Genomic DNA, 20,425 nt, shown 5'->3' with positions numbered 1-20,425 from the left:
CCGGCGGGTCACTCCTGTTCGGCGAGTTCCATCCAGGCGAGCTCGAGCTCCTCCTTGTCCTCGCGGACCTTGCGGAGCTGGGCGTCCAGGTCCGAGATCTTGGCGAAGTCGGCGGCGTGCTCGGCCAGTTGGGCGTGCAGCTTGACCTCCTGGGCGTCCAGCTTGACGATCTGGCGCTCCAGCTTCTGCATCTCCTTCTTCACCGCCCGGCTGTCCCCGGCCGGCTTGGCGGCCGGGGTCGCCAAGGACGCCGGGACGGCCTGCTCGACCATCTTGGCCCGCCGCTCCAGGTACTCGTCGACACCCTTCGGGAGCATCCGCAGCCGCTTGTCACCGAGCAGCGCGTGCACGGTGTCGGTGGTCCGCTCGATGAAGAACCGGTCGTGGCTGATGACCACCATCGAGCCGGGCCAGCCGTCGAGCAGGTCCTCCAGCTGGTTCAGGGTCTCGATGTCCAGGTCGTTGGTGGGCTCGTCGAGGAAGAGCACGTTCGGCTCGTCCATCAGCAGCCGGAGCAGCTGGAGCCGGCGCCGCTCACCACCCGAGAGGTCGCCGACCGGCGTCCACTGCTTGTCCTTGGTAAAGCCGAACTGCTCGCAGAGCTGACCGGCGCTCATCTCCCGGCCCTTGCCGAGGTCGACCCGGCCGCGGATCTGCTCGACCGCCTGCAGCACCCGGGTGGCCGGGTCCAGCTCGGCGATCTCCTGGGAGAGGTAGGCCAGCCGGACGGTCTTGCCGACCTTGATCACGCCGGACGCGGGCTGCACGTCGCCCTGGGTGGCGTGGGCCGCCTGCATCGCGCGCAGCAGCGAGGTCTTGCCCGCGCCGTTGACGCCGAGCAGGCCGATCCGGTCGCCGGGGCCGAGGTTCCAGGTCAGGTTCTCCAGCAGCAGCTTGGGACCGGCCTTGACGGTGACGTCCTCCAGCTCGAAGACCGTCCGGCCGAGCCGCGCGTTGGCGAACTTCATCAGCTCGCTCTTGTCGCGCGGCTCCGGCACGTCGGCGATCAGGGCGTTGGCGGCCTCGATCCGGTAGCGCGGCTTGGAGGTCCGGGCCGGGGCGCCGCGGCGGAGCCAGGCCAGCTCCTTGCGGGCCAGGTTCTGCCGCTTCTGCTCCTCGGTGGCCTCGGCCCGGGTGCGCTCGGCCCGGGCGAAGACGTAGTCGGAGTAGCCGCCCTCGTACTCGCGGACCTCGCCGCGCTGGACGTCCCACATCCGGGTGCAGACCTGGTCCAGGAACCACCGGTCGTGGGTGACGCAGACCAGGCCGGAGCGGCGGTTCTGCAGGTGCTTGGCCAGCCAGGCGATGCCCTCGACGTCGAGGTGGTTGGTGGGCTCGTCCAGCACCACCAGGTCGTGCTCGCCGAGCAGCAGCTGGGCCAGCGCGATCCGGCGGCGCTCGCCACCGGAGAGCGGGCCGATCACGGTGTCCAGGCCCTCGGCGAAGCCGGGCAGGTCGAGCCCGCCGAACAGGCCCTGGATGATGTCGCGGATCCGCGAGTCACCGAGCCACTCGTGGTCGGCCCGCCCGGCGATGACCTCCTGCCGGATGGTCTTCTTCGGGTCGAGCGAGTCGTGCTGGGTGAGCACCGCGAGCTGCAGGCCGCCCGAGTGGGTGATCCGGCCGCTGTCCGGCTCCTCCAGCTTGGCGAGCATCCGGATCAGCGTGGTCTTGCCGTCACCGTTGCGCCCGACCACACCGATCCGGTCCCCCTCGCTGACGCCGAGGGTGACCCCGTCGAGCAGGGCCCGGGTGCCGTAGACCTTGCTGACGGACTCGATGGTGGCGAGGTTGACGGCCACTGCAGCTGCGCTCCTGGAACTAGAGAGGCCGGGAGACGTCCCGGGACCTCCAGCCTAGTGGGGTGCTCAGCCGGCGCTGTCCAGCCGTGCCCGCTGGTCCGCCGACAGCTCCAGGTCCAGGGCGGCCAGGCTCTCCTCCAGCTGGGCCAACGAGGAGGCGCCGGTCAGCGGGATCACCGGCAGGTCGCCGCCGAGCAGCCAGGCCAGCACCACCTGGTTGTGGGTGGCCCCGGTCTCCGCCACGACCTGGTCCAGCGCGATCCGGCGGGCCCGGGTGCCCGCGTGGTCGAAGACCGGGGGCAGCGGCTTGGCCGCCTCGTTGCCGTAACTGCCGCCCAGCAGCGGCGAGTAGGCCACCAGGGTCAGCCCGGGGTTCCGGCGGAGGTAGGAGAGCAGTTCGCCGGTGACCACGCCGTGCTCACCGTCGGTGGTGAGGGTGCCGGGCAGGTCGGCCCGCCGGCGGTAGTAGCTGTGGCTGTACTGGAGCACCTCGTACCCGGCCACCCCGGACCGCGCGGCCAGGGTGCGGGCCTGCTCGACCCGCCAGGCCCAGTGGTTGCTGACGCCCAGCAGGCCCACCGTGCCCTCGTCCACCAGCTCGCCGAAGGCGCCGACCGTCTCGGCCAGCTCCACCCCGGGGTCCTCGACGTGCGCGTACAGCAGGTCCAGCTTGTCCACGCCGAGCCGCTTGCGGCTCTCCTCGGCCTCGGTCCTGATCGCCTGTGCCGACAGGCCCTCGCGGTTCTCCACGTAGCCCGTGCCGGCCGTCTTCGGCCGGGCCCCCAGCTTGGTGGCGATCACCACCTCGTCGGTGATGCCCCGGCTGCGCCGCCAGTTGCCGAGCACCTGCTCACTGGCACCGCCCCGGCTGTCGTCGAGCCAGTAGGCGTAGTTGTTGGAGGTGTCGATGAAGTTGCCGCCGGCCTCGACGTAGCGGTCCAGGACGGCGAAGGCGGTGGCCTCGTCCGTGCGCGTGCCGAACAGCATCGCGCCCAGGCTGAGCACACTGACCTCGCGGCGGGTCTTCGGGTCGGTGCCGATCGTGCGGTACTGCATGCCAGTCTCCCCCTGTCACGGCCCGTCAACTACGGGCGCTGATCAGGAGTCTGGCTTCTGGAGTGCACTCCAGGTCAACTGGTCCAGACCTCCGCACCGCGCACCGGTCCGTACGTCACGTGCGCCGCCCGGCAGGTGCCGGACGCCCGCAGCGCCCGGGCGACGGCCTCGGCCGCCTCGGCGTCCTCGGTCAGGAAGGCGGTGGTCGGGCCCGAACCGGAGACCAGCGCGGCCAGCGCACCCGCCTCGGTGCCGGCCCGCAGGGTGTCGGCGAGCGAGGGGCGGAGCGAGACGGCGGCGGGCTGCAGGTCGTTGGACAGCGCCTTCGCCAGCAGCACCGGGTCACCGGCGGCGAGCGCCGCCAGCAGCGCCGGATCGGCGTCGGGGACCGGCACATCGGCCTCGGTGTGGCCACCGGTGCCAGCGCGGAGTCGGTCGCACTCTCCATAGACCGCAGGCGTGGAGAGCCCGCCGTCGGCCACCGCGAAGACCCAGTGGAACGTCCCGGTGACCGGCAGCGGCTCCAGGATCTCGCCCCGCCCACGGCCCAGCGCGACCCCACCGAGCAGGGCGAACGGCACGTCGGAGCCCAGCTCGGCGGCCAGCTCGTGCAGCACCCCAGCCGGGGTGTCCAGGCCCCACAGCGCGTCGCAGGCGACCAGCGCGGCCGCCCCGTCGGCACTGCCGCCGGCCATGCCGCCGGCCACCGGGATCGCCTTGTCGATGTGCAGCGCGACGTTCGGCTCGATGCCATGGTGCGCGGCGAGCAGCCTGGCCGCCCGGGCGGCCAGGTTGGTGTCGTCCAGCGGCACCGAGGCGGCGTCGGGCCCGGAACAGGTGAGGGTGACGCCCTCGCCGGGGCGGGCCGTCACCTCGTCGCCGAGGGCGACGGCGAAGAACACGTTGGCCAGGTCGTGGAAGCCGTCGGCCCGCAGGCCGCCGACCCCGAGCTGCGCGTTGACCTTGGCGGGCACCCGGACGGTGATCACGTCTTACTCCGGCTTCGGCTTGTGCTCGGCGATCGCGGCGAACTGCTCCACCGTCAGCATCTCGCCGCGCAGCTTGTGGTCGATCCCGGCGGCGGCCAGCGCCTGCTCGGCCCCGGCCGGGGAGCCCGCCCAGCCGGACAGGGCGGCCCGCAGGGTCTTGCGGCGCTGGGCGAAGGCGGCGTCCACCACGGCGAACACCTCCTTGCGGGAGGCGGTGGTCTGCGGCGGCTGACGGCGGATCAGCGAGACCAGCCCCGAGTCGACGTTCGGCGCGGGCCAGAAGACGTTCCGGCCGATCGCCCCGGCGCGCTTGACCTCGGCGTACCAGTTCGCCTTGACGGACGGCACCCCGTACACCTTGTTGCCCGGCTTGGCGGCGAGCCGGTCGGCCACCTCGCTCTGCACCATCACCAGCGTGCGCTCGATGCTCGGGAAGGTGGCCAGCATGTGCAGCAGCACCGGCACGGCCACGTTGTACGGCAGGTTGGCGACCAGCGCGGTGGGCGGCGGGCCCGGCAGCTCGGTGACCTCCATCGCGTCGCTGAGCACCAGGTCGAAGTCCTTCACCCGCTCCGGCAGCCGGGCGGCCACCGTGGTCGGCAGGTGCCGCGCCAGCAGCGGGTCGATCTCCACAGCCGTGACGTGCCGCGCCACCTCCAGCAGCGCCAGCGTCAGCGACCCGAGCCCGGGCCCGACCTCGACCACCACGTCCTCGGCCGTCACCCCGCCCGCCCGGACGATCCGGCGCACGGTGTTGCCGTCGATCACGAAGTTCTGCCCGCGCTGCTTGGTGGGCTTCACCCCGAGCGTGGCGGCCAGCTCACGGATGTCGGAGGCGCCGAGCAGGAAGCTGTCGGCCGTGGGGGTGGGGTCGGTGCTACTCACCCCGCAAGGATACGGGCCGCTCAGTACCCGAAGGCGCGCGCCGTGTTGGCGGCGATCGCGGTGGCGAGGCCGTCGTCGGACAGGCCCAGGGTGGCCGCCATCGAGCGGAGCGTGATCGGGATCAGGTACGGCGCGTTGGGGCGGCCCCGGTACGGGTGCGGGGTGAGGAAGGGGGCGTCGGTCTCGATCAGCACCCGGTCCAGCGGGGTGGCCAGCAGGGCGTCCCGGAGCGGCTGGTTGGCCTTGAAGGTGACCGGGCCGGCGAACGAGAGGTACCAGCCGTGCTCGGCACAGACCTTGGCCATCTCGGCGTCACCGGAGTAGCAGTGGAAGACGGTGCGCTCGGGCGCGCCCTCCTCCAGCAGCAGGTCGATCACGTCCTGGTGCGCCTCCCGGTCGTGGATCACCAGTGCCTTGCCGTGCCGCTTGGCGATCTCGATGTGCCGGCGGAACGACTCCTTCTGGATGTCCACGCCCTCGGGCCCGGTCCGGAAGTAGTCCAGGCCGGTCTCGCCGACCGCGAGCACCTGGGGCAGCGCGGCCAGTCGGTCGATCTCGGCCAGCGCCGCCTCCAGCGCGGGCGAGCCGCCCGGCGCCCGGCGCTGCCCCGACCAGCCGTCGGGGTCGCCGAGCACCAGCCGGGGCGCCTCGTTGGGGTGCAGCGCGACGGCCCCGTGGACCTGCTCGAACTCCGCCGCCAGCTCGGCCGCCCAGCGGGAGCCGGCCACGTCGCAGCCCACCTGGACCACCGTGGTCACCCCGACCGAGGCGGCCTTGGCCAGGCTCTCGGCCGGGGTCCCGGACTGCATGTCCAGGTGGGTGTGCGAATCGGCGACCGGCACCCCGAGGGGGACGGGCAGCGGCGGCGGGGTCGAGCGGTCGTCGGCCATCAGGCGGCGGGCTTCTCTTCCAGGCGGGGGAACAGGATCTCGCCCTTGACCACGGTGGCACCGGCGGGCAGCCGGCCCCAGTTCGCGACGGTGGCGATGGTCTGCGAGGCGAGCGAGCCGAGCGACTCCTCCGCGCCGAGCGACTCCCAGAGCTTCTCGGCGGTGGCCGGCATCAGCGGGTTGAGCAGCACGGCGGTCGCCCGCAGCGCCTCGGCGGCGGTGTACAGGATGGTGGCGAGCCGGGCCTGGCCCTCGGCCGACTCGTCCTTGGCGACCTTCCACGGCTCCTGCTCGGTGAGGTAGCCGTTGACCTGCTTGATGAACTCGAAGACGGCCGCGATGCCGCCCGCGAAGTCCAGCTCCTCGCCGATCTTGCGGTCGGCCAGCTCGGTGGCCGTCACCAGACCGTCGGCGACCGCCTGCTCGGCCGCACCGGCCGCCGTGGCGGCGGGCAGCGAGCCCTGGTAGTACTTCCCGACCATGGCGGCGACCCGGGAGGCCAGGTTGCCGAAGTCGTTGGCCAGCTCGGAGGTGTACCGGGCGGAGAAGTCCTCCCAGGAGAACGAGCCGTCGGTGCCGAACGGGATCGCCCGCAGGAAGTAGTACCGGTACGCGTCCACGCCGAAGTGCGAGGTGAGGTCCTGCGGGGAGATGCCGGTCAGGTTCGACTTGGACATCTTCTCGCCGCCGACCATCAGCCAGCCGTTGGCGACCACGCGCTTGGGCAGCGGCAGCCCGGCGGCCATCAGCATCGCGGGCCAGATCACCGCGTGGAAGCGCAGGATGTCCTTGCCCACCAGGTGCACCGAGGCCGGCCACAGCTCGGCGAAGCGCTCCGGGTCGGCGCCGTACCCGGCGGCGGTGATGTAGTTCTGCAGCGCGTCCACCCAGACGTACAGGACGTGCTTCTCGTCCCAGGGCAGCGGGACGCCCCAGTTGAAGGTGGAGCGGGAGATCGACAGGTCCTTGAGGTCCTGCTCGACGAAGCGCAGCACCTCGTTGCGGGCCGAGGCCGGGGCGATGAAGTCGGGGTTCTCGGCGTAGAACTCCAGCAGCTTCGGGCCGTAGGCGGAGAGGCGGAAGAAGTAGTTCTCCTCCTCCAGCCACTCGACCGGCTTCTTGTGCACCGGGCAGAGCTTCTCGTCCTCGGTGGCGCCGGGCAGCAGCTCGCCGGGGATCTTGTACTCCTCGCAGCCGACGCAGTACGGGCCCTCGTAGCCGCCCTTGTAGATCTCGCCCTTGTCGTACAGGTCCTGGACGAACTCCTGCACCCGGTCGGTGTGGCGCTGCTGGGTGGTCCGGATGAAGTCGTCGTTGGCCACGTTGAGGTGCTGCCAGAGCGGCTTCCACTCCTCCTCGACCAGCTTGTCGCACCACTCCTGCGGGGTGACCCCGTTGGCGTCCGCCGTGCGCATGATCTTCTGGCCGTGTTCGTCGGTACCGGTCAGGTACCAGACCTTCTCCCCGCGCTGGCGGTGCCAGCGGGTGAGCACGTCCCCGGCCACGGTGGTGTACGCATGGCCCAGGTGCGGGCGATCGTTCACGTAGTAGATCGGGGTGGTGACGTAGTAGGCCGAGTTCGATGCCTCGGTGGTGCTGTGGTCTGCAGTGGCCGCCATGGTCGGAAATCTTAGCCGCGCGAAGGAACCACCCTCGACTCGATTAGCTCGGGGTGGTTCCTCCGGCCGGGGACGGCGGGGTCAGGCGGCGCGGCCGAACAGCGAGCGCAGCCAGCTGCCGAAGGACCGGTGCGGCAGCCGGGCCCGCGGCGGGCGGTCGGGCTCCGCGTGCGAGGCGTAGCCCGGCGAGTGGTGCCAGGAGTGCTCGGCCGTGGCCACCCGTCCCTCGCGCATGATCCGCACGGTGTGTCCGCCGCAGCCCGGGCAGGTCGGCTTCAGCAACGGCGAGGGCACCCGGACGCCGTTCGCGTGGTACTCGATCACCGTCCGCCCGTCCCGGGCCACGTGGTGCTCGATCCGGTACCCCTGCTCCCACCCGTAGCCACAGCTCAGGCAGGCGAACGAGTACGCCTCGCGGACGCTCTCCACCGGCGCGGCCGGCCTGGCCGTGCTCAGCGTGTTGGTCGATTCCGTCGGACTGCCGATCGTGTCGCTCATGGCCGTCTCCCAGCGCCCGCCGGGCGTTCGCCCGGCTCGGGTCTTTCCATCCCAGGGAATGCCCGGGGCCCGCACTCCGCCAACCGGCTTTCCGAAGCTTGGCTCCGAATTGGGGATGCCTGTACGACAACGGGGCCAAAGCTTCAACGAGCCATGGCTTTACGGAGTGCTTCCTCCAAGGTACGCGCGGGACGGATCACCCACTAGGGCTGGTCGTCGAACCCCCGTCGTCCGCCCGAAGGGCGGGCGGGGCGGCGTTGGGGTGCGTGCATCGGCGGCGCCGAGAAGGGGGCCCCTCCTGCCCGTTACCGGGCAAGGAGGGCGCGTGGCCCGGCGGCGGCCCGCAGACGGGGGTTCGACGACCAGCCCTAGGGCTGCTTCTTGGCGGCCACCATGGCGTCGAAGACCTCGCGCTTGGGGAGGCCGAGTTCGGCGGCGACCGAGGCGATCGCCTCCTTCCGGCGTTCGCCCGCCTCCTCCTCCCTCAGGGTGACGAGGCGGGCCAGTTCGGCCGGTGTCAGGTGCTGCGGCGCGGCCGGCGGGGCGCCCGCCACCACGACGGTGATCTCGCCGCGGACGCCGTCGGCGGCCCAGGCGGCGAGGTCGGCCAGGCCGCCGCGCTTGATCTCCTCGTAGGTCTTGGTCAGCTCGCGGCAGACGGCGGCGGGGCGGTCGGCCCCGAAGGCCTCCGCCATCGCGGTGAGGCACTCGGCGATCCGGTGCGGCGCCTCGAAGAACACCATCGTGCGCGGCTCGGCCTTGAGCTCGGCCAGCGTCCTGGCCCGGTCGCCGTTCTTCCGGGGCAGGAACCCCTCGAAGGTGAACCGGTCCACCGGCAGGCCGGACAGCGCCAGCGCGGTCAGCACCGCGGACGGCCCGGGCACGGCGGTGACCTTGATCCCGACCGCCACGGCGGCGTCCACCAGCCGGTACCCCGGGTCCGAGACGGACGGCATCCCGGCATCGGTCACCAGCAGCACCCGGGAGCCGTTCTGCAGCGCCTCGACCAGCTCGGGCGTCCGGCCGACCTCGTTGCCCTCGAAGTACGACACCACCCGGCCGGTCGGGGTCACCCCGAGCGCCTGGGTCAGCCGGCGGAGCCGGCGGGTGTCCTCCGCCGCGATCACGTCCGCCGTCGCCAGCTCGGTGAGCAGCCGGGGCGGCGCGTCGGAGACGTCGCCGATGGGAGTTCCTGCGAGCACGAGTACGCCTGTCACGCCCCCATCCTCCCAGCTTCCGGGGGCCCGGCTGCGCCCCCGCAGAATTGGTGACGAAACGGGCAGGATTGCGGCGGGCCATTGCCTGCTCAGGAGCCGCCCCTACGATGTGGCGGGTGAGCGGCGAAAAGAGCCTTGAGGCGCCGGTTGGCGTAGACCACTCGGAGCAGGACGGAGCCGTCCTGCCGGACGACGCGGCCCCCGTGCCGGTGCCCCGTACCGCGGAGCCCGGGCGGACGGGCTGGCGGCGCGGGCTGGAGCGGTTCGGCTACCGGGAGTCCGAGCGGGACGGGACGGCCGAGCGGCTGGTGCCGCCGATGCCGGACGGCCCCGGGGTGACGCCCCACCGAGTGCCGCCCTCGCCGGTGCTGCTCCGGCTCGGCGTGCGGCTGCCGGACGCGCTCTGGTCCTGGCTCTGCCGCTGGGCCGGCTGGCTGGGCCCGCTCGCGGTGGCGCTGTTCGCCGGGGTGCTGCGGTTCAGCGGCCTGAGCGGCCCGAACGCGATGATCTTCGACGAGACCTACTACGCCAAGGACGCGTACTCGCTCTGGCAGGTCGGTTACGAGACCAGCTGGCCGGACGACGCCAACGGCAAGATCCTCTCGCCGCAGCAGAGCATCCCGTTCCGGACCGACCCGTCGTACATCGTCCATCCGCCGGTCGGGAAGTGGCTGATCGGCCTGGGCGAGCAGTGGTTCGGGATGAACCCGTTCGGCTGGCGCTTCGTGGTCGCGGTGCTCGGCACGCTCTCGGTGCTGATGATCGCCCGGATCGGGCGGCGGCTGTTCCGGTCGACCCTGCTGGGCTGCGTCGCGGGCCTGCTGCTGGCGGTGGACGGGCTGCACTTCGTGATGAGCCGCTCGGCCCTGCTCGACCTGGTGGTGATGTTCTGGTGCCTGGCGGCGTTCGGCTTCCTGCTGCTGGACCGGGACCGCACCCGGGCGCTGATCGCCCGTCGGCTGGAGCACACCCCCGGCGGTGACTGGCTGTACCTCGGCTGGCGCCCGTACCGGCTGGCCGCCGGGGTCTGCCTCGGGCTGACGCTCGCCACCAAGTGGAGCGGGATGTACATCCTGGTGGCCTTCTGGCTGCTCGGCGCGTGCTGGGACCTCGGTGCACGCCGGCTGGCGGGGTCCAGGCACCCGTGGCTGTGGGCGTTCTGGGACGCCATGATCGCCGGGCCGCTGCTGCTGGTGATCACGGTCGCGGTCTACATCTCCACCTGGACCGGCTGGTTCATGTCCAGCGCGGTGCCGGGCAAGGGCGGCTACGGCCGGGACTGGGCGGTGCACCGGGCCGGGCTCTCGCCCGAGTTCGTCGACGGCATCCGGATGCCGTTCCAGTTCGACATGAGCTGGGTGCCGGACGCGCTGCGCAGCCTCTGGCACTACCACGCGACGATGTACGACTTCCACGTCGGCCTGACCAGCCCGCACACCTACCAGTCCAATCCGTGGAGCTGGCTGCTGGTCGGCCGTCCGGTGTCCTTCTCCTACGAGTCCCCCAAGCTCGGCCAGTCCGGCTGCAAGGTGGCCGAGTGCGCGAGCGAGGTGCTCGGGATCGGGACGCCGCTGCTCTGGTGGACCGGGCTGATCGCGGCGCTGTACTGCCTCTACCGCTGGCTGCTGCAGCGGGACTGGCGGGCGGGCGCGATCCTGTGCGGGCTGGCCGCCGGGTACCTGCCCTGGTTCATGTACTCGGAGCGGACCATCTTCCTGTTCTACGCGGTGGTCTTCGTGCCGTTCCTGGTGCTCGCGGTGACCATGATGCTCGGGGCCCTGATCGGGCCGGTCACGGCCTCCCGGGACCGGCGGGTGATCGGCGGCACCGCGGCCGGGTTGATCGTGCTGCTGGTGATGTGGAACTTCCTCTACTTCCTGCCGATCTACACCGGGCAGACCATCCCGATGGACGACTGGCGGGCCCGGATGTGGTTCACCAGCTGGATCTGAGCCCCCACCGCACCCTCTGTACCAGATGCGTCACAAATGCCCCTCCGATTGCAGGTGTACGGAGTTCCCCCACCTACTGTGGAGCGGACCTGTCGTGACCATCGGGGGAATTCCGCACTATGAACAAGGGCGCCAAGATAGGCATCGCCGTCGTCTGCACCGCACTGGTCGGCGTGGCCGGAGTCGGGGCGTACAACGTGTACGACTCACTCTCCGGATCGGACGAGAAGTCGCCCAAGGTCAGGACGGTGGTCGCCGAGGCCCCCAGCGCGGACCTCGCCGCGGCCGGGGCCAAGGCCTTCCTGGAGGCCTGGGCCAAGGGCGACCTGGAGGCGGCGGGCGCGCTGACCGACAAGCCGGACACCGCGACCGCCACCCTGCGGGCCTTCCAGGACAAGGTGAAGCCGAGCGCCCTCACCCTCACCCCGGGCGGCACCCCGACCGCCCCGGCCAGCCCCTCCGCCAAGGCCTCCGCCAGTGCCAGTGCTTCGGCGAGCGCCGCTGCCTCGCCGAGTGCGAGCGCTCCGACCGGCACCGAGGTGCCGCTGAGCTTCCGGGCCAAGGTGGAGTTCGCCGGGACCGCCAACGCGTGGAACTACGAGGGCCGGCTCGGCCTGGTCAAGATGAGCGACGGCAAGGCCGCCGTGCACTGGGCCCCGAACGTGGTCCACCCCAAACTCGACAGCGGCGAGAGCATCGCGGTGAAGCCGGTCTTCGCAGAGCCCGCGATGGTGCTGGACCGCAACGGCAAGCCGCTCAACTTCCCCTCGCTGACCCCCGCGCTGATGGACCGTTTCAAGCAGAACGCCTCCGGCGACCCGGCCGACGCCGGCACCGGCGTGGTGATCGCCAAGGACGACGGCACCGGCACGGCGGACAAGCTGTTCACGATCACCGACCCCAAGCCCGCCGCCTCGCTGAAGCTGACCCTGGACGGCAAGCTCCAGGCCGAGGCCGAGAAGGCGGTGGCGGCCGCGTCCAAGGGCGGCACCCTGCAGGCGTCGCTGGTCGCGATCGAGCCCAGCACCGGACACGTGCTGGCCTTCGCCAACGCCCCCACCACCGGCCAGAACCGCGCCTTCCTCGGCGCGGTCGCGCCCGGCTCCACCATGAAGGTGATCACGGCGGCCGCGCTGCTGGAGGCCGGGGTCAAGCCGGACGACCCCGTGCCCTGCCCGGCCGGCCTCAACATCGCGGGCCAGGCCTTCAAGAACGACTTCACCGAACCGCACGAGGACTGGAAGTTCTCCCAGGACTTCGCCCAGTCCTGCAACACCGCCATGATCAAGAAGGGCATGGAGGTGCTCAAGAGCGGCGACATGGAAGCCCTCGCCAAGGACGCCTTCGGAATCGGCCCGACCTGGAAGACCGGCATGCTGCTGGCCCCCGCCAAGGCCCCGGCGCCGTCCGGCGAGAACCAGCGCGCCGCCCAGCTGATCGGCCAGGGCAGCATCACCATGAACGCGCTCACCATGGCCTCGGTCTCCGCGACCGTGCAGAGCGGCACCTTCCGGCAGCCGATCCTGGTGCCCGGTGCCGAGCAGCAGAAGGCCGAGAAGACGCTCGCCGCCGGCACCCTGCAGTCGCTGCGCGCGATGATGAACCTGACCGCCACCTCGGGCACCGCCGCCGGAGTGATGAATGGCATCACCGCCGGTGCGGGCGCCAAGACCGGCACCGCCCAGGTCAACAACCAGGCCAACGACAACAGCTGGTTCACCGCCTACCGGGGCAACCTCGCGGTGGCCGCCGAGGTCGGGGCCGGCGGGCACGGCGCCGACGCGGCCGGCCCGGCGGCGGCCATGGTGCTCAAGCTCGGCAACGGCTGACGGCGGCTCAGGCGCCCACCGGGTGCTGACGGCCCGCCGGGCCGGCGGCGAACGCCCGCAGCAGGTTCTCGGTGACCTGCCGGGTGAACGCCCCGGCCCGGCGGTCCATCCCGTGGTCCGCCCGGCCCCCGCCGGGGCCGTTGGCGTCCAGCGCCTCCACCCAGCGCATGGTCCCGGTCGCGAACACCCCGGCCCCGCCGGGCACCGTGTAGTACGCCGAGTCGGCGTGGCTGCGGCGGCCTTCGCAGACCACCGGTGACCGGGAGACGATCTCGATCGGGCCCGGTGGCGCGGTGTCCGGCGGCACCCGGTCGTACTCGACCCCGACCAGGTGCGGGAAGCTGTCGCCGGCCCGGGCACCGGTCCCGGCCAGCAGCCAGTGGTCGGGGTCGCCGACCACGTACGGCGCGTCCACCGGGTAGCCGTCGTAGCTCACCCCGAGCAGACTGCTCTCCGGGTCGGCACCCGGGCCGGAGCGGAAGTCGGTGGTCGCGGGCCGGCCGGCCCGGAAGCCGGGGTCGTCCTGGTAGGCGGACTTCCAGCAGACCACCGTCCGGTCCGAGCCGAGCGCCGAGGGCTCGTACCGGACCCTGCGGTAGCAGCAGTTGGCGCCGAGGAAGGCCAGGTTGGTCCCGGCGTCGCGGGCCGTGGTGACGTGCCGGCGCTGCTCGTCCGACCAGTACTCGTCGTGCCCGAGCGAGACCACCGCCGTTGCGCCGAGCAGCAGTCCGGGCTCCCGGGCGATGTCCACCCCGGTCACGTGGGCCAGCGGCAGACCGAGCCGCTCGGCCAGCGCGATCAACGGGGCCTCGTAGACCAGGAACAGGCCCGCCCCGTGGTCGTACTGGTACGGACGGTCGAAGCCGACCTCCATCGAGCGGGTGGCGTACCCGCCGGTCGGGCCGTTGTAGAGGCTGTACCCGCCCCACTCGTTGTACGCCTGCCAGGTCGCCACCGCGTTCACCAGCACGACCCGCCCGGCGGTGGCCCGGGAGCGGACGGTGACCGGCACGAAGCGCTGGCCGGGCGCGTCGACGGCGTCCAGCCGGAGCAGGTAACTGCCCTCGGGCCAGCCGGTGGTGTCGACCGTGGTGCTCCTCGGCCAGTCCGCCCGGACCGTTCTGGTCCCCTGGTCGACGGTCGGCCCGGGGCGGGCGGCACCGGGGATCGGGCCGGACTTCCAGACCAGCCTGGCCCGGGCGCCGCCGTACCAGCCCATCCGGTGGGCGGAGACCGTGAACGCCGCGGCGGTGGTCGACACGTGCAGCCCGAGCGGCTCGCCGGGGAGCACGCTGACCCGGTCGGCGTAGCCCTCGATCGCCCGGGCCGGGCCGGGCGCGGTGACGGTCCAGTCGGCGGTGCCCGGACGGTCGTTCTCGGCCGGCTCCGGCGAGGCGCTGGGCACCGGGGCCGGGGCCGGGGCCGGATCAGACTGCGCCGCCGGGCCGGAGGTCCTCCCACAGGCCGTCAGACCGGCGGCGGCCACGGCCAGTCCGAGGAAGTGCCTTCGCCCGTTATGTTCCGTCATGCCCGTATCGTCCCGCAGCGGGCTCCGCCCGCCCCGAACGCCACGACGCCTAGAGCTGGACGCCCGTGAGGATCGTGGTGAGCCGGTCCCGGGGGCGGGGGTTCGCGGCCAGGCGGGGCCAGATCACCAGGACGGCGGGGAGGGCGAGGTAGCCGAAGCGCCCGGCCGGGGCGAGGGTGAAGGCGACGGTGAGGCCGACCGCCAGGACGTCGCAGGCGGCGACGGCCGAGGTCGGGGGGTAAGCCAGCAGCCAGAGCGTGACGCCGAGGGCGCCGAGGCAGAGCAGGGTGAGCGAGATGGTGTGGCCGGTCGGCCCGAAGCCGGCCAGCACCTTGCCGGGCAGCGGGCTGCCGGCCGGTGTGTGCACGGCGGTCAGTCCGAGCGGGAAGCGGATCACCTGGTCCCGCAGCTCCTGGCTCCGGGTCAGCAGGTACGGCAGGACCACCGCCGCGCTGCCGGCCAGTGCCGTGAGCGCGGCGCGGGCGGCCGGCCGGCGTCCGTACAGCCGCCAGAGCAGCAGGGCGGCGACCGGCAGGGCGGGCCAGGCGGTCCACTTGAGGGTGCAGGCCAGGGCGAGGACCAGCCCGGCCGGGATCGCCCGGCCCCGGGCGGCGAGGGCCATGGCCAGGCAGCAGACCCCGATCAGCGGGAGGTCGACGCCGCCGACGGCGAGCGCCAGGGCGATCAGCGGCGAGGCGGTGAGGGCGGCCAGCGGCAGCAGCGGTGAGGCGGCGGGCCGGGGGCGGAGCAGGCGCCAGCAGGCCAGCAGGCAGGCCAGGAAGGTGGCGGCGAACCAGATCCTGGCGTCCCCGAGCACCATGGTCAGTTCGTTGCCGTGCCCGAACACGGCCCGCGGCAGGCCGAACAGGGCCATGGCCGGGAGGTAGGGGTTGTAGTCGGTGACCACGGCCGGGTCCGGCAGGTACGGGCTGCCGGTGTGCAGCAGCAGGTCGGCCGAGCGCTCGACCACCATCACCTCGGACTGGTGCCGCCCCTGCAGCACCAGCAGGACCAGCGGCAGCAGCACGGCGCCGAGCAGGGCCGCGCCCGCCGCCGCCCGGGTGGCGTACCGGCGCGGCAGGGTGAGGCAGAACAGGCCGGCCAGCGCGTAGCCGGGGGCCGCGACGGTGCCCCAGAAGATCTGGTTCGGCAGGTCGGAGACCAGCGGGAAGGCCACCGCCCAGCCGGTCGCGACCGCGCAGCCGAGCACCTGGACGGTGCGCCGCTCGGTCGGCCGGAGGCGGGCCCGGCGGCCGGCCCGCGCCGCCGTCCGCTGGTCCGGTATCCGGGCGGTCGCCACCCCCGACCGGGGTGCCTCGTGCAGGGTGCAGACCGCCTGCTCGGGTGCTCCGGTGGTTCGGGTGGTCGCCATGCTGGAAGGTTAGGGGTTCGGGTGTGCTGTTCCGCCGAAGGAGCGGCAACTGTTATGTGGAGCTGTCCGGCAGCGCGGCTGCCGGGAGCCGCGCCGCCGTCCGTCAGCGGGTGCCGGTGAGCTCGGACTCCGGCCGGTTGAGCTTGGAGTGCTTGACGCTGTAGCTGAAGTAGACGACGGCGGCGAGGGCCAGCGCGACGCCGAAGAACAGGTACGTGAGCGGGTGCAGCTCGTAGATGAGGTACGCGCAGAACCCGACGCTGAGCACCGGCACCACCGGGTAGCCGGGCACCTTGAAGCCGCGCGGCAGGTCCGGCTGGGTGCGGCGCAGGATGACCACGCCGATCGAGACCACCGAGAAGGCGACCAGGGTGCCCAGGCTGGTCAGGTCGGTGAGGATGTCGAGCGGGACGAAGGCGGCCAGCAGCGAGACGGCGACACCGACCACGACGGTGTTCCACACGGGGGTGCCGGTGCGCGGCGAGAGCTCGGCGAACTTCTTCGGCAGCATGCCGTCCCGGCCCATCGAGTACAGGATCCGGGTCTGACCGTAGATCACCACCAGGGTGATGCTGAAGATCGAGACGATCGCGCCGACCGCGAACATGACGGCGGGCCAGGTCTGGCCGGTGACGTCCTGGAGGATCTGCGCGAGGCCGGCCTCCTGGCCGTCGAACTGCTGCCAGGGCTGGGCGCCGACGGCGGTGATCGCCACCGCGATGTAGAGCAGGGTGACCACGACCAGCGAGATGATGATCGCCGCCGGCAGGGTCCGGCGCGGGTCCTTGACCTCCTCACCGGCCGTGGACACCGCGTCCAGCCCGATGAAGGAGAAGAAGATGCTGGAGGCGGCCACCCCGACGCCGCCGATGCCGAGCGGCATGAACGGGGTCAGGTTGCCGGACTGGAAGCCGGTCAGGCCGATCGCCACGAAGAGCAGCAGGATGACGATCTTGATGATCACCATGGTCGCGTTCACCTTGGCGGACTCGCTGACCCCGCGGATCAGCAGCGTCACCACCATCGCCACCAGGATCACCGCGGGCAGGTTGAACACCCCGCCGTCACCGGGCGGGCTGGCCATCCACTCCGGCAGCCGGAAGCCGAAGGCCAGGTCGAAGAACTTGTTCAGGTACTCGCCCCAGCTGACCGCGATCGCGGAGGCCGAGACGCCGTACTCCAGCAGCAGGCAGACCCCGACCCCGAACGCGACGATCTCGCCGAGGGTGGCGTAGGCGTAGGAGTACGAGGAGCCGGAGACCGGGATGGCCGAGGCCATCTCGGCGTAGCAGAGCGCGGTGAGCCCGGCGGTGACCGCGGCCAGCAGGAAGGAGAGCACCACGGCCGGCCCGGCCTCGGGCACCGCACTGCTGAGCACGAAGAAGATGCCGGTGCCGACGGTGGCCCCGATGCCGATCGAGGACAGCTGCCAGAGGCCGATCGAGCGCTTCAGCTGGATCCCGGACCGGCCGCCCCCCTCCGGCGCTCCACCGGGCGGCGCGTCGGCCGCCCCGCTCTCGGCGATCAGGGTGGCGACCGGCTTCTTGCGGAGCAGGCGCGAGCCGGGGGTGCTCTGGGTGCTCAAGGGGTGGTTCCTTCTGGGCGGGGGAGGGTGTCCTGGCGACCGGTCCGGCCGGCTCGGCGGGAGCAGCAAACCGGACCAACCGCACGAAGATGGGACAGTACCCCGCGAAGAGACCGGTCACGCAACGGTGCGACCCGGAGTCCGCCTTGACGAATCGTCACACGTCGACCGACAAACCGGACACTTCGCACGCGGCGCGCTGACCGCGTGTCAGCTCTCCTTGGCCACGAACTCCCGGACCTGGGCGGGCTCCCTGGTCCGGACCGGCCCCCGGGTCTGCGCGGGCACCAGGAGCTCCGGGACCGGCTGACGGCTGCGGAGCGTCCGCATCCCGGCCAGCACCAGGACGCCCAGGCCGGTCAGGGCGTACACGCCGCCGCCGAACTGCTGCCAGAACGCGAGCTGCAGCTCCTGGCCGTCCCGGTGCGGGACGAGCCACATGGCCCGGCCCAGGAAGGCGAGGGCCACCAGGGCCAGGGCGGTCCGGTAGGGCAGTCCGCGGCTGCGGCCGGTCGCCTCGGCGGCCAGCAGGACCAGCAGCGGGACGCACCAGATCCAGTGGTGGGTCCAGCTGATCGGCGAGATCAGCAGCGCGGTCAGCGCGGTGCAGAGCACGCCCCAGGCCTCGGCCCGCCGGTCGCCGAGCCGGTAGCAGCGGACCGCGACCACCAGGCCGGCCACCAGGGCCAGGCCCGCGACCACGACGGCGGGCAGGCCCGGCTGGACGGTGTGCAGCAGCCGGGCGACGGCGCCGCGCAGCGACTGGTTGTCGACGATCTCGATCCGGCCGACCCGGGTGGAGTCCCAGAGGTAGTGGGTCCAGAAGCCGTACGTCGCCCCGGGCAGCGCGACCGCGCCGATCGCGGCGGTGACCAGGAAGGTGACGCCGGAGACCACGGCGGCCCTGATCCGGCCGGTGAGCAGCAGGTAGACGGTGAAGATGCCGGGGGTCAGCTTGATGCCGATCGCGATCCCGATGCCGACGCCCTTGAACCGGTGATCGTGCGTCAGGTCCCAGAGCACCAGGCAGGCGATCACCAGGTTGATCTGGCCGTACTGGAGGGTCAGGTAGACCGGCTCCAGGAACACCCCGGCGCCGGTGGCGAGCAGCACCGCACCGGCCCGGTGGCCCTGGCGGGGCCAGCCGGCCAGCCGGAACGAGAAGTGGGCGAACAGGGCCAGCAGGGCCACGTTCAGCAGGGTGACCAGCACCCGCAGGGTGGAGATGTCGAACCAGGTCGCGGGCACGAAGAGCATCGCGGCGAACGGCGGGTAGGTGGCCGGGAGGTTCCAGCCGGGCAGCCGCATCGCGTACAGGTCCTGCCCGTTGGCCACCGCCTCGCCCTCGGCCCGGTAGACCAGCATGTCCACCATCGAGAAGCCGTGGAAGTGCCGCACCACCGCGAAGACCGACAGCAGGGCCAGCGCGACCAACGCCGTGCTCGCGGTACTGGTGCGCATCAGCGATCTGAGCCGGTCAGGCATGACGCCTCGCCACCGCCGCGCGGGCGGGCTGACTTCGGCGGTGTGACGGCATGCTGGATTCCCCCCGGTACGCGGCTCGAAGCAGTCCACGCTAGCCGAGCGCGGCAGCCCCGACCGTGACTCGCGCCACATCCGGTGTCACAGTGCGGCTGCAGTCGGTGAGTTCCCGCCAGTCCTTGTGGGTTCCGTCAGTTCACCTCGGTCACGTCAGTTCCCGTTCAGGACGGCCTGCATGACCGCCTTGGCGATCGGTGCGGCCAGTCCGCCGCCGGTGACGTCGGTGGCGTTGCTGTCCGCGATCACCACCGCGACCGCCACCGGCGGGACGTCGGTGGAGCCGCTCGGCCTGGCCCAGGAGATGAACCAGGCGTACGGGATACCGGAGTTGTCCACGCCCTGCTGGGCGGTGCCGGTCTTGCCGCCGACGGTGGCGCCACTGATCCGGGCGCTCCGGCCGGTGCCGGTCTCCACCACGTCGGTCATCAGCTGCTGGACCTGGGCGGCCACGGCGGGGGTGAGCGCCTGCCGGTAGCGGACGGGCTGCATCACCTGCACCGAACTGCCGTCGTCCTTGGTGAGCTTGTCCACAAGCTGTGGATGCATCACGGTGCCGTTGTTGGCGACGCCCGCCGCGACCATCGCCATCACCAGCGGGGTGGCGGCGGTGTCGAACTGGCCGATCGAGGAGAGCGCGACCTGCGAGGCGTTCATCTTGGTGTCGAAGTTGGACCGGGCGGCCCGGACCGGGATGTCCAGCTTGGCGTCGTTGAAGCCGAAGTCCTGCGCCGTCGCCACCATCCGGTCCAGCCCGACCTGGGTGCCGAGGTAACCCATCACGCTGTTGCAGGAGTTGACCATCGCCTGGTCCAGCGACTGACCGGGGCTGTTGCAGGCACTGGTGTCGTTGACCAGCGCGGTGGTGGTGCCCGGCATCACGAAGGGGTAGGGGGCGCTGGTGGGGGCGTTGATGTCGGTGACCACGCCGTTGGCCAGCGCGGCGGCCGCGGTGACCACCTTGAAGGTGGAGCCGGGCGGGTAGATCTGACGGAGCGCCCGGTTCAGCATCGGCTGGTTCTGGTCGGCCTGGAGCCGGTTCCAGGCGTCCTGGTCGGCCGTGGCCGAGCCCGCGAAGCTGCCCGGGTCGTACGACGGGGTGCTGGCGAGGGCGAGGATGCGGCCGGTGGCGGGCTCGATCGCGGCGACGGCCCCGGTCTGGCTACCGAGCCCCTTCACCGCGGCCTGCTGGGCGGCCCGGTTCAGGGTGGTGCTGACGTCGCCGCCGGGGTTCTGCTTGCGGGCGATCGCGTCCCAGACCGCCCAGCTGGCCAGCCGGGGGTCGGTGCCGGAGAGCAGGTCGTCCTCGACCCCCTCGATCTGGGTGTTGCCGTAGGTCTGCGACGAGTAGCCGGTGACCGCCGCCCACATCGGACCGTCGGTGTAGGTGCGCTTGTAGGCGTACCGGCCGCCGGTCGGGGCCGAGCCGGTGACCGGCTCGCCGCCGACCAGGATGTTGCCGCGCGGCTGGGCGTAGCGCTGGATGGTCTCCCGCTGGTTGGCCGGGTTGTCGTCCAGCGAGTCGGCCCGGAACACCTGGACGTAGGTGGCCTGGCCCATCAGTGCGAGTACCAGGACCAGGCAGAAGGTGCCCGCCCGGCGGCCCGTGGTGGAGATGCCGGGCAGCCCCTGCGGGCCGCCGGTGGAGGTCTCACTGCGTCGCG

At 72.2% G+C, this 20,425-nt stretch carries 15 protein-coding genes; 2 read left to right on the top strand and 13 right to left on the bottom strand.

What is annotated here, in order from left to right; genetic code table 11:
• Positions 1–8: 8 nt before the first annotated feature.
• From ABT118_RS10515 to rsmI, 8 genes are all read right to left on the bottom strand, one after another.
• Positions 9–1,802, bottom strand: coding sequence for an ABC-F family ATP-binding cassette domain-containing protein (locus tag ABT118_RS10515; RefSeq protein ID WP_350657543.1), 1,794 nt, complete (start codon positions 1,800–1,802; stop codon positions 9–11).
• Positions 1,803–1,868: 66 nt separating this feature from the next.
• On the bottom strand, positions 1,869–2,858 hold the full coding sequence (locus ABT118_RS10510) for an aldo/keto reductase (RefSeq protein WP_350657531.1): 990 nt from the start codon (positions 2,856–2,858) through the stop codon (positions 1,869–1,871).
• Between the two features lie 74 nt (positions 2,859–2,932).
• The gene (locus tag ABT118_RS10505; RefSeq protein ID WP_350657514.1) at positions 2,933–3,847 is read right to left on the bottom strand and encodes a 4-(cytidine 5'-diphospho)-2-C-methyl-D-erythritol kinase; all 915 of its coding nucleotides are present in this window, start codon (positions 3,845–3,847) and stop codon (positions 2,933–2,935) included.
• Between the two features lie 3 nt (positions 3,848–3,850).
• Positions 3,851–4,732: a 16S rRNA (adenine(1518)-N(6)/adenine(1519)-N(6))-dimethyltransferase RsmA gene (gene rsmA / locus ABT118_RS10500; RefSeq protein WP_350657502.1), complete on the bottom strand. Its 882-nt coding sequence runs from the start codon at positions 4,730–4,732 to the stop codon at positions 3,851–3,853.
• A 20-nt stretch (positions 4,733–4,752) separates the two neighbouring features.
• Positions 4,753–5,622, bottom strand: coding sequence for a TatD family hydrolase (locus tag ABT118_RS10495; RefSeq protein WP_350657487.1), 870 nt, complete (start codon positions 5,620–5,622; stop codon positions 4,753–4,755).
• Positions 5,622–7,241: a methionine--tRNA ligase gene (metG, locus tag ABT118_RS10490; RefSeq protein ID WP_350657477.1), complete on the bottom strand. Its 1,620-nt coding sequence runs from the start codon at positions 7,239–7,241 to the stop codon at positions 5,622–5,624. Before metG ends, ABT118_RS10495 begins: the two co-directional genes overlap by 1 nt.
• 81 nt (positions 7,242–7,322) lie before the next feature.
• The gene (locus ABT118_RS10485) at positions 7,323–7,739 is read right to left on the bottom strand and encodes a hypothetical protein (protein WP_350657455.1); all 417 of its coding nucleotides are present in this window, start codon (positions 7,737–7,739) and stop codon (positions 7,323–7,325) included.
• A 368-nt stretch (positions 7,740–8,107) separates the two neighbouring features.
• The gene (gene rsmI / locus ABT118_RS10480) at positions 8,108–8,956 is read right to left on the bottom strand and encodes a 16S rRNA (cytidine(1402)-2'-O)-methyltransferase (RefSeq protein ID WP_350657448.1); all 849 of its coding nucleotides are present in this window, start codon (positions 8,954–8,956) and stop codon (positions 8,108–8,110) included.
• 203 nt (positions 8,957–9,159) lie between these two features.
• On the opposite strand from rsmI, the gene ABT118_RS10475 reads away from it, so the two are divergent.
• Both ABT118_RS10475 and ABT118_RS10470 read left to right on the top strand, forming a co-directional pair.
• Positions 9,160–10,908 carry a dolichyl-phosphate-mannose--protein mannosyltransferase gene (locus ABT118_RS10475; RefSeq protein WP_502884533.1) on the top strand — a complete coding sequence of 583 codons (1,749 nt, stop codon included), beginning with the start codon at positions 9,160–9,162 and terminating at the stop codon, positions 10,906–10,908.
• 119 nt (positions 10,909–11,027) lie between these two features.
• Positions 11,028–12,737, top strand: a complete 1,710-nt coding sequence (locus ABT118_RS10470) for a penicillin-binding transpeptidase domain-containing protein (RefSeq protein ID WP_350657400.1) — start codon at positions 11,028–11,030, stop codon at positions 12,735–12,737.
• 7 nt (positions 12,738–12,744) lie between these two features.
• Here ABT118_RS10470 and ABT118_RS10465 read toward each other — a convergent pair whose 3' ends face one another.
• From ABT118_RS10465 to ABT118_RS10445, 5 genes are all read right to left on the bottom strand, one after another.
• Positions 12,745–14,265 (bottom strand): N,N-dimethylformamidase beta subunit family domain-containing protein, encoded by a 1,521-nt coding sequence (locus ABT118_RS10465; protein WP_350657380.1) that lies wholly within the window; start codon positions 14,263–14,265, stop codon positions 12,745–12,747.
• Positions 14,266–14,314: 49 nt separating this feature from the next.
• The gene (locus tag ABT118_RS10460) at positions 14,315–15,637 is read right to left on the bottom strand and encodes a glycosyltransferase 87 family protein (protein ID WP_350657364.1); all 1,323 of its coding nucleotides are present in this window, start codon (positions 15,635–15,637) and stop codon (positions 14,315–14,317) included.
• Positions 15,638–15,740: 103 nt separating this feature from the next.
• Positions 15,741–17,222: an APC family permease gene (locus tag ABT118_RS10455; RefSeq protein WP_350657345.1), complete on the bottom strand. Its 1,482-nt coding sequence runs from the start codon at positions 17,220–17,222 to the stop codon at positions 15,741–15,743.
• A 210-nt stretch (positions 17,223–17,432) separates the two neighbouring features.
• On the bottom strand, positions 17,433–18,683 hold the full coding sequence (locus ABT118_RS10450; RefSeq protein ID WP_350657331.1) for a glycosyltransferase 87 family protein: 1,251 nt from the start codon (positions 18,681–18,683) through the stop codon (positions 17,433–17,435).
• A 231-nt stretch (positions 18,684–18,914) separates the two neighbouring features.
• On the bottom strand, positions 18,915–20,321 hold the full coding sequence (locus tag ABT118_RS10445) for a penicillin-binding transpeptidase domain-containing protein (RefSeq protein ID WP_350664992.1): 1,407 nt from the start codon (positions 20,319–20,321) through the stop codon (positions 18,915–18,917).
• Positions 20,322–20,425: the final 104 nt, after the last annotated feature.

It is taken from the genome of Kitasatospora sp. NPDC002040, assembly GCF_040296785.1.
In the GTDB taxonomy this organism is placed as follows: domain Bacteria; phylum Actinomycetota; class Actinomycetes; order Streptomycetales; family Streptomycetaceae; genus Kitasatospora.
The sequence above is the reverse complement of the archived record's forward strand: the minus strand, read 5'-3'. Positions and strand labels throughout refer to the sequence as shown.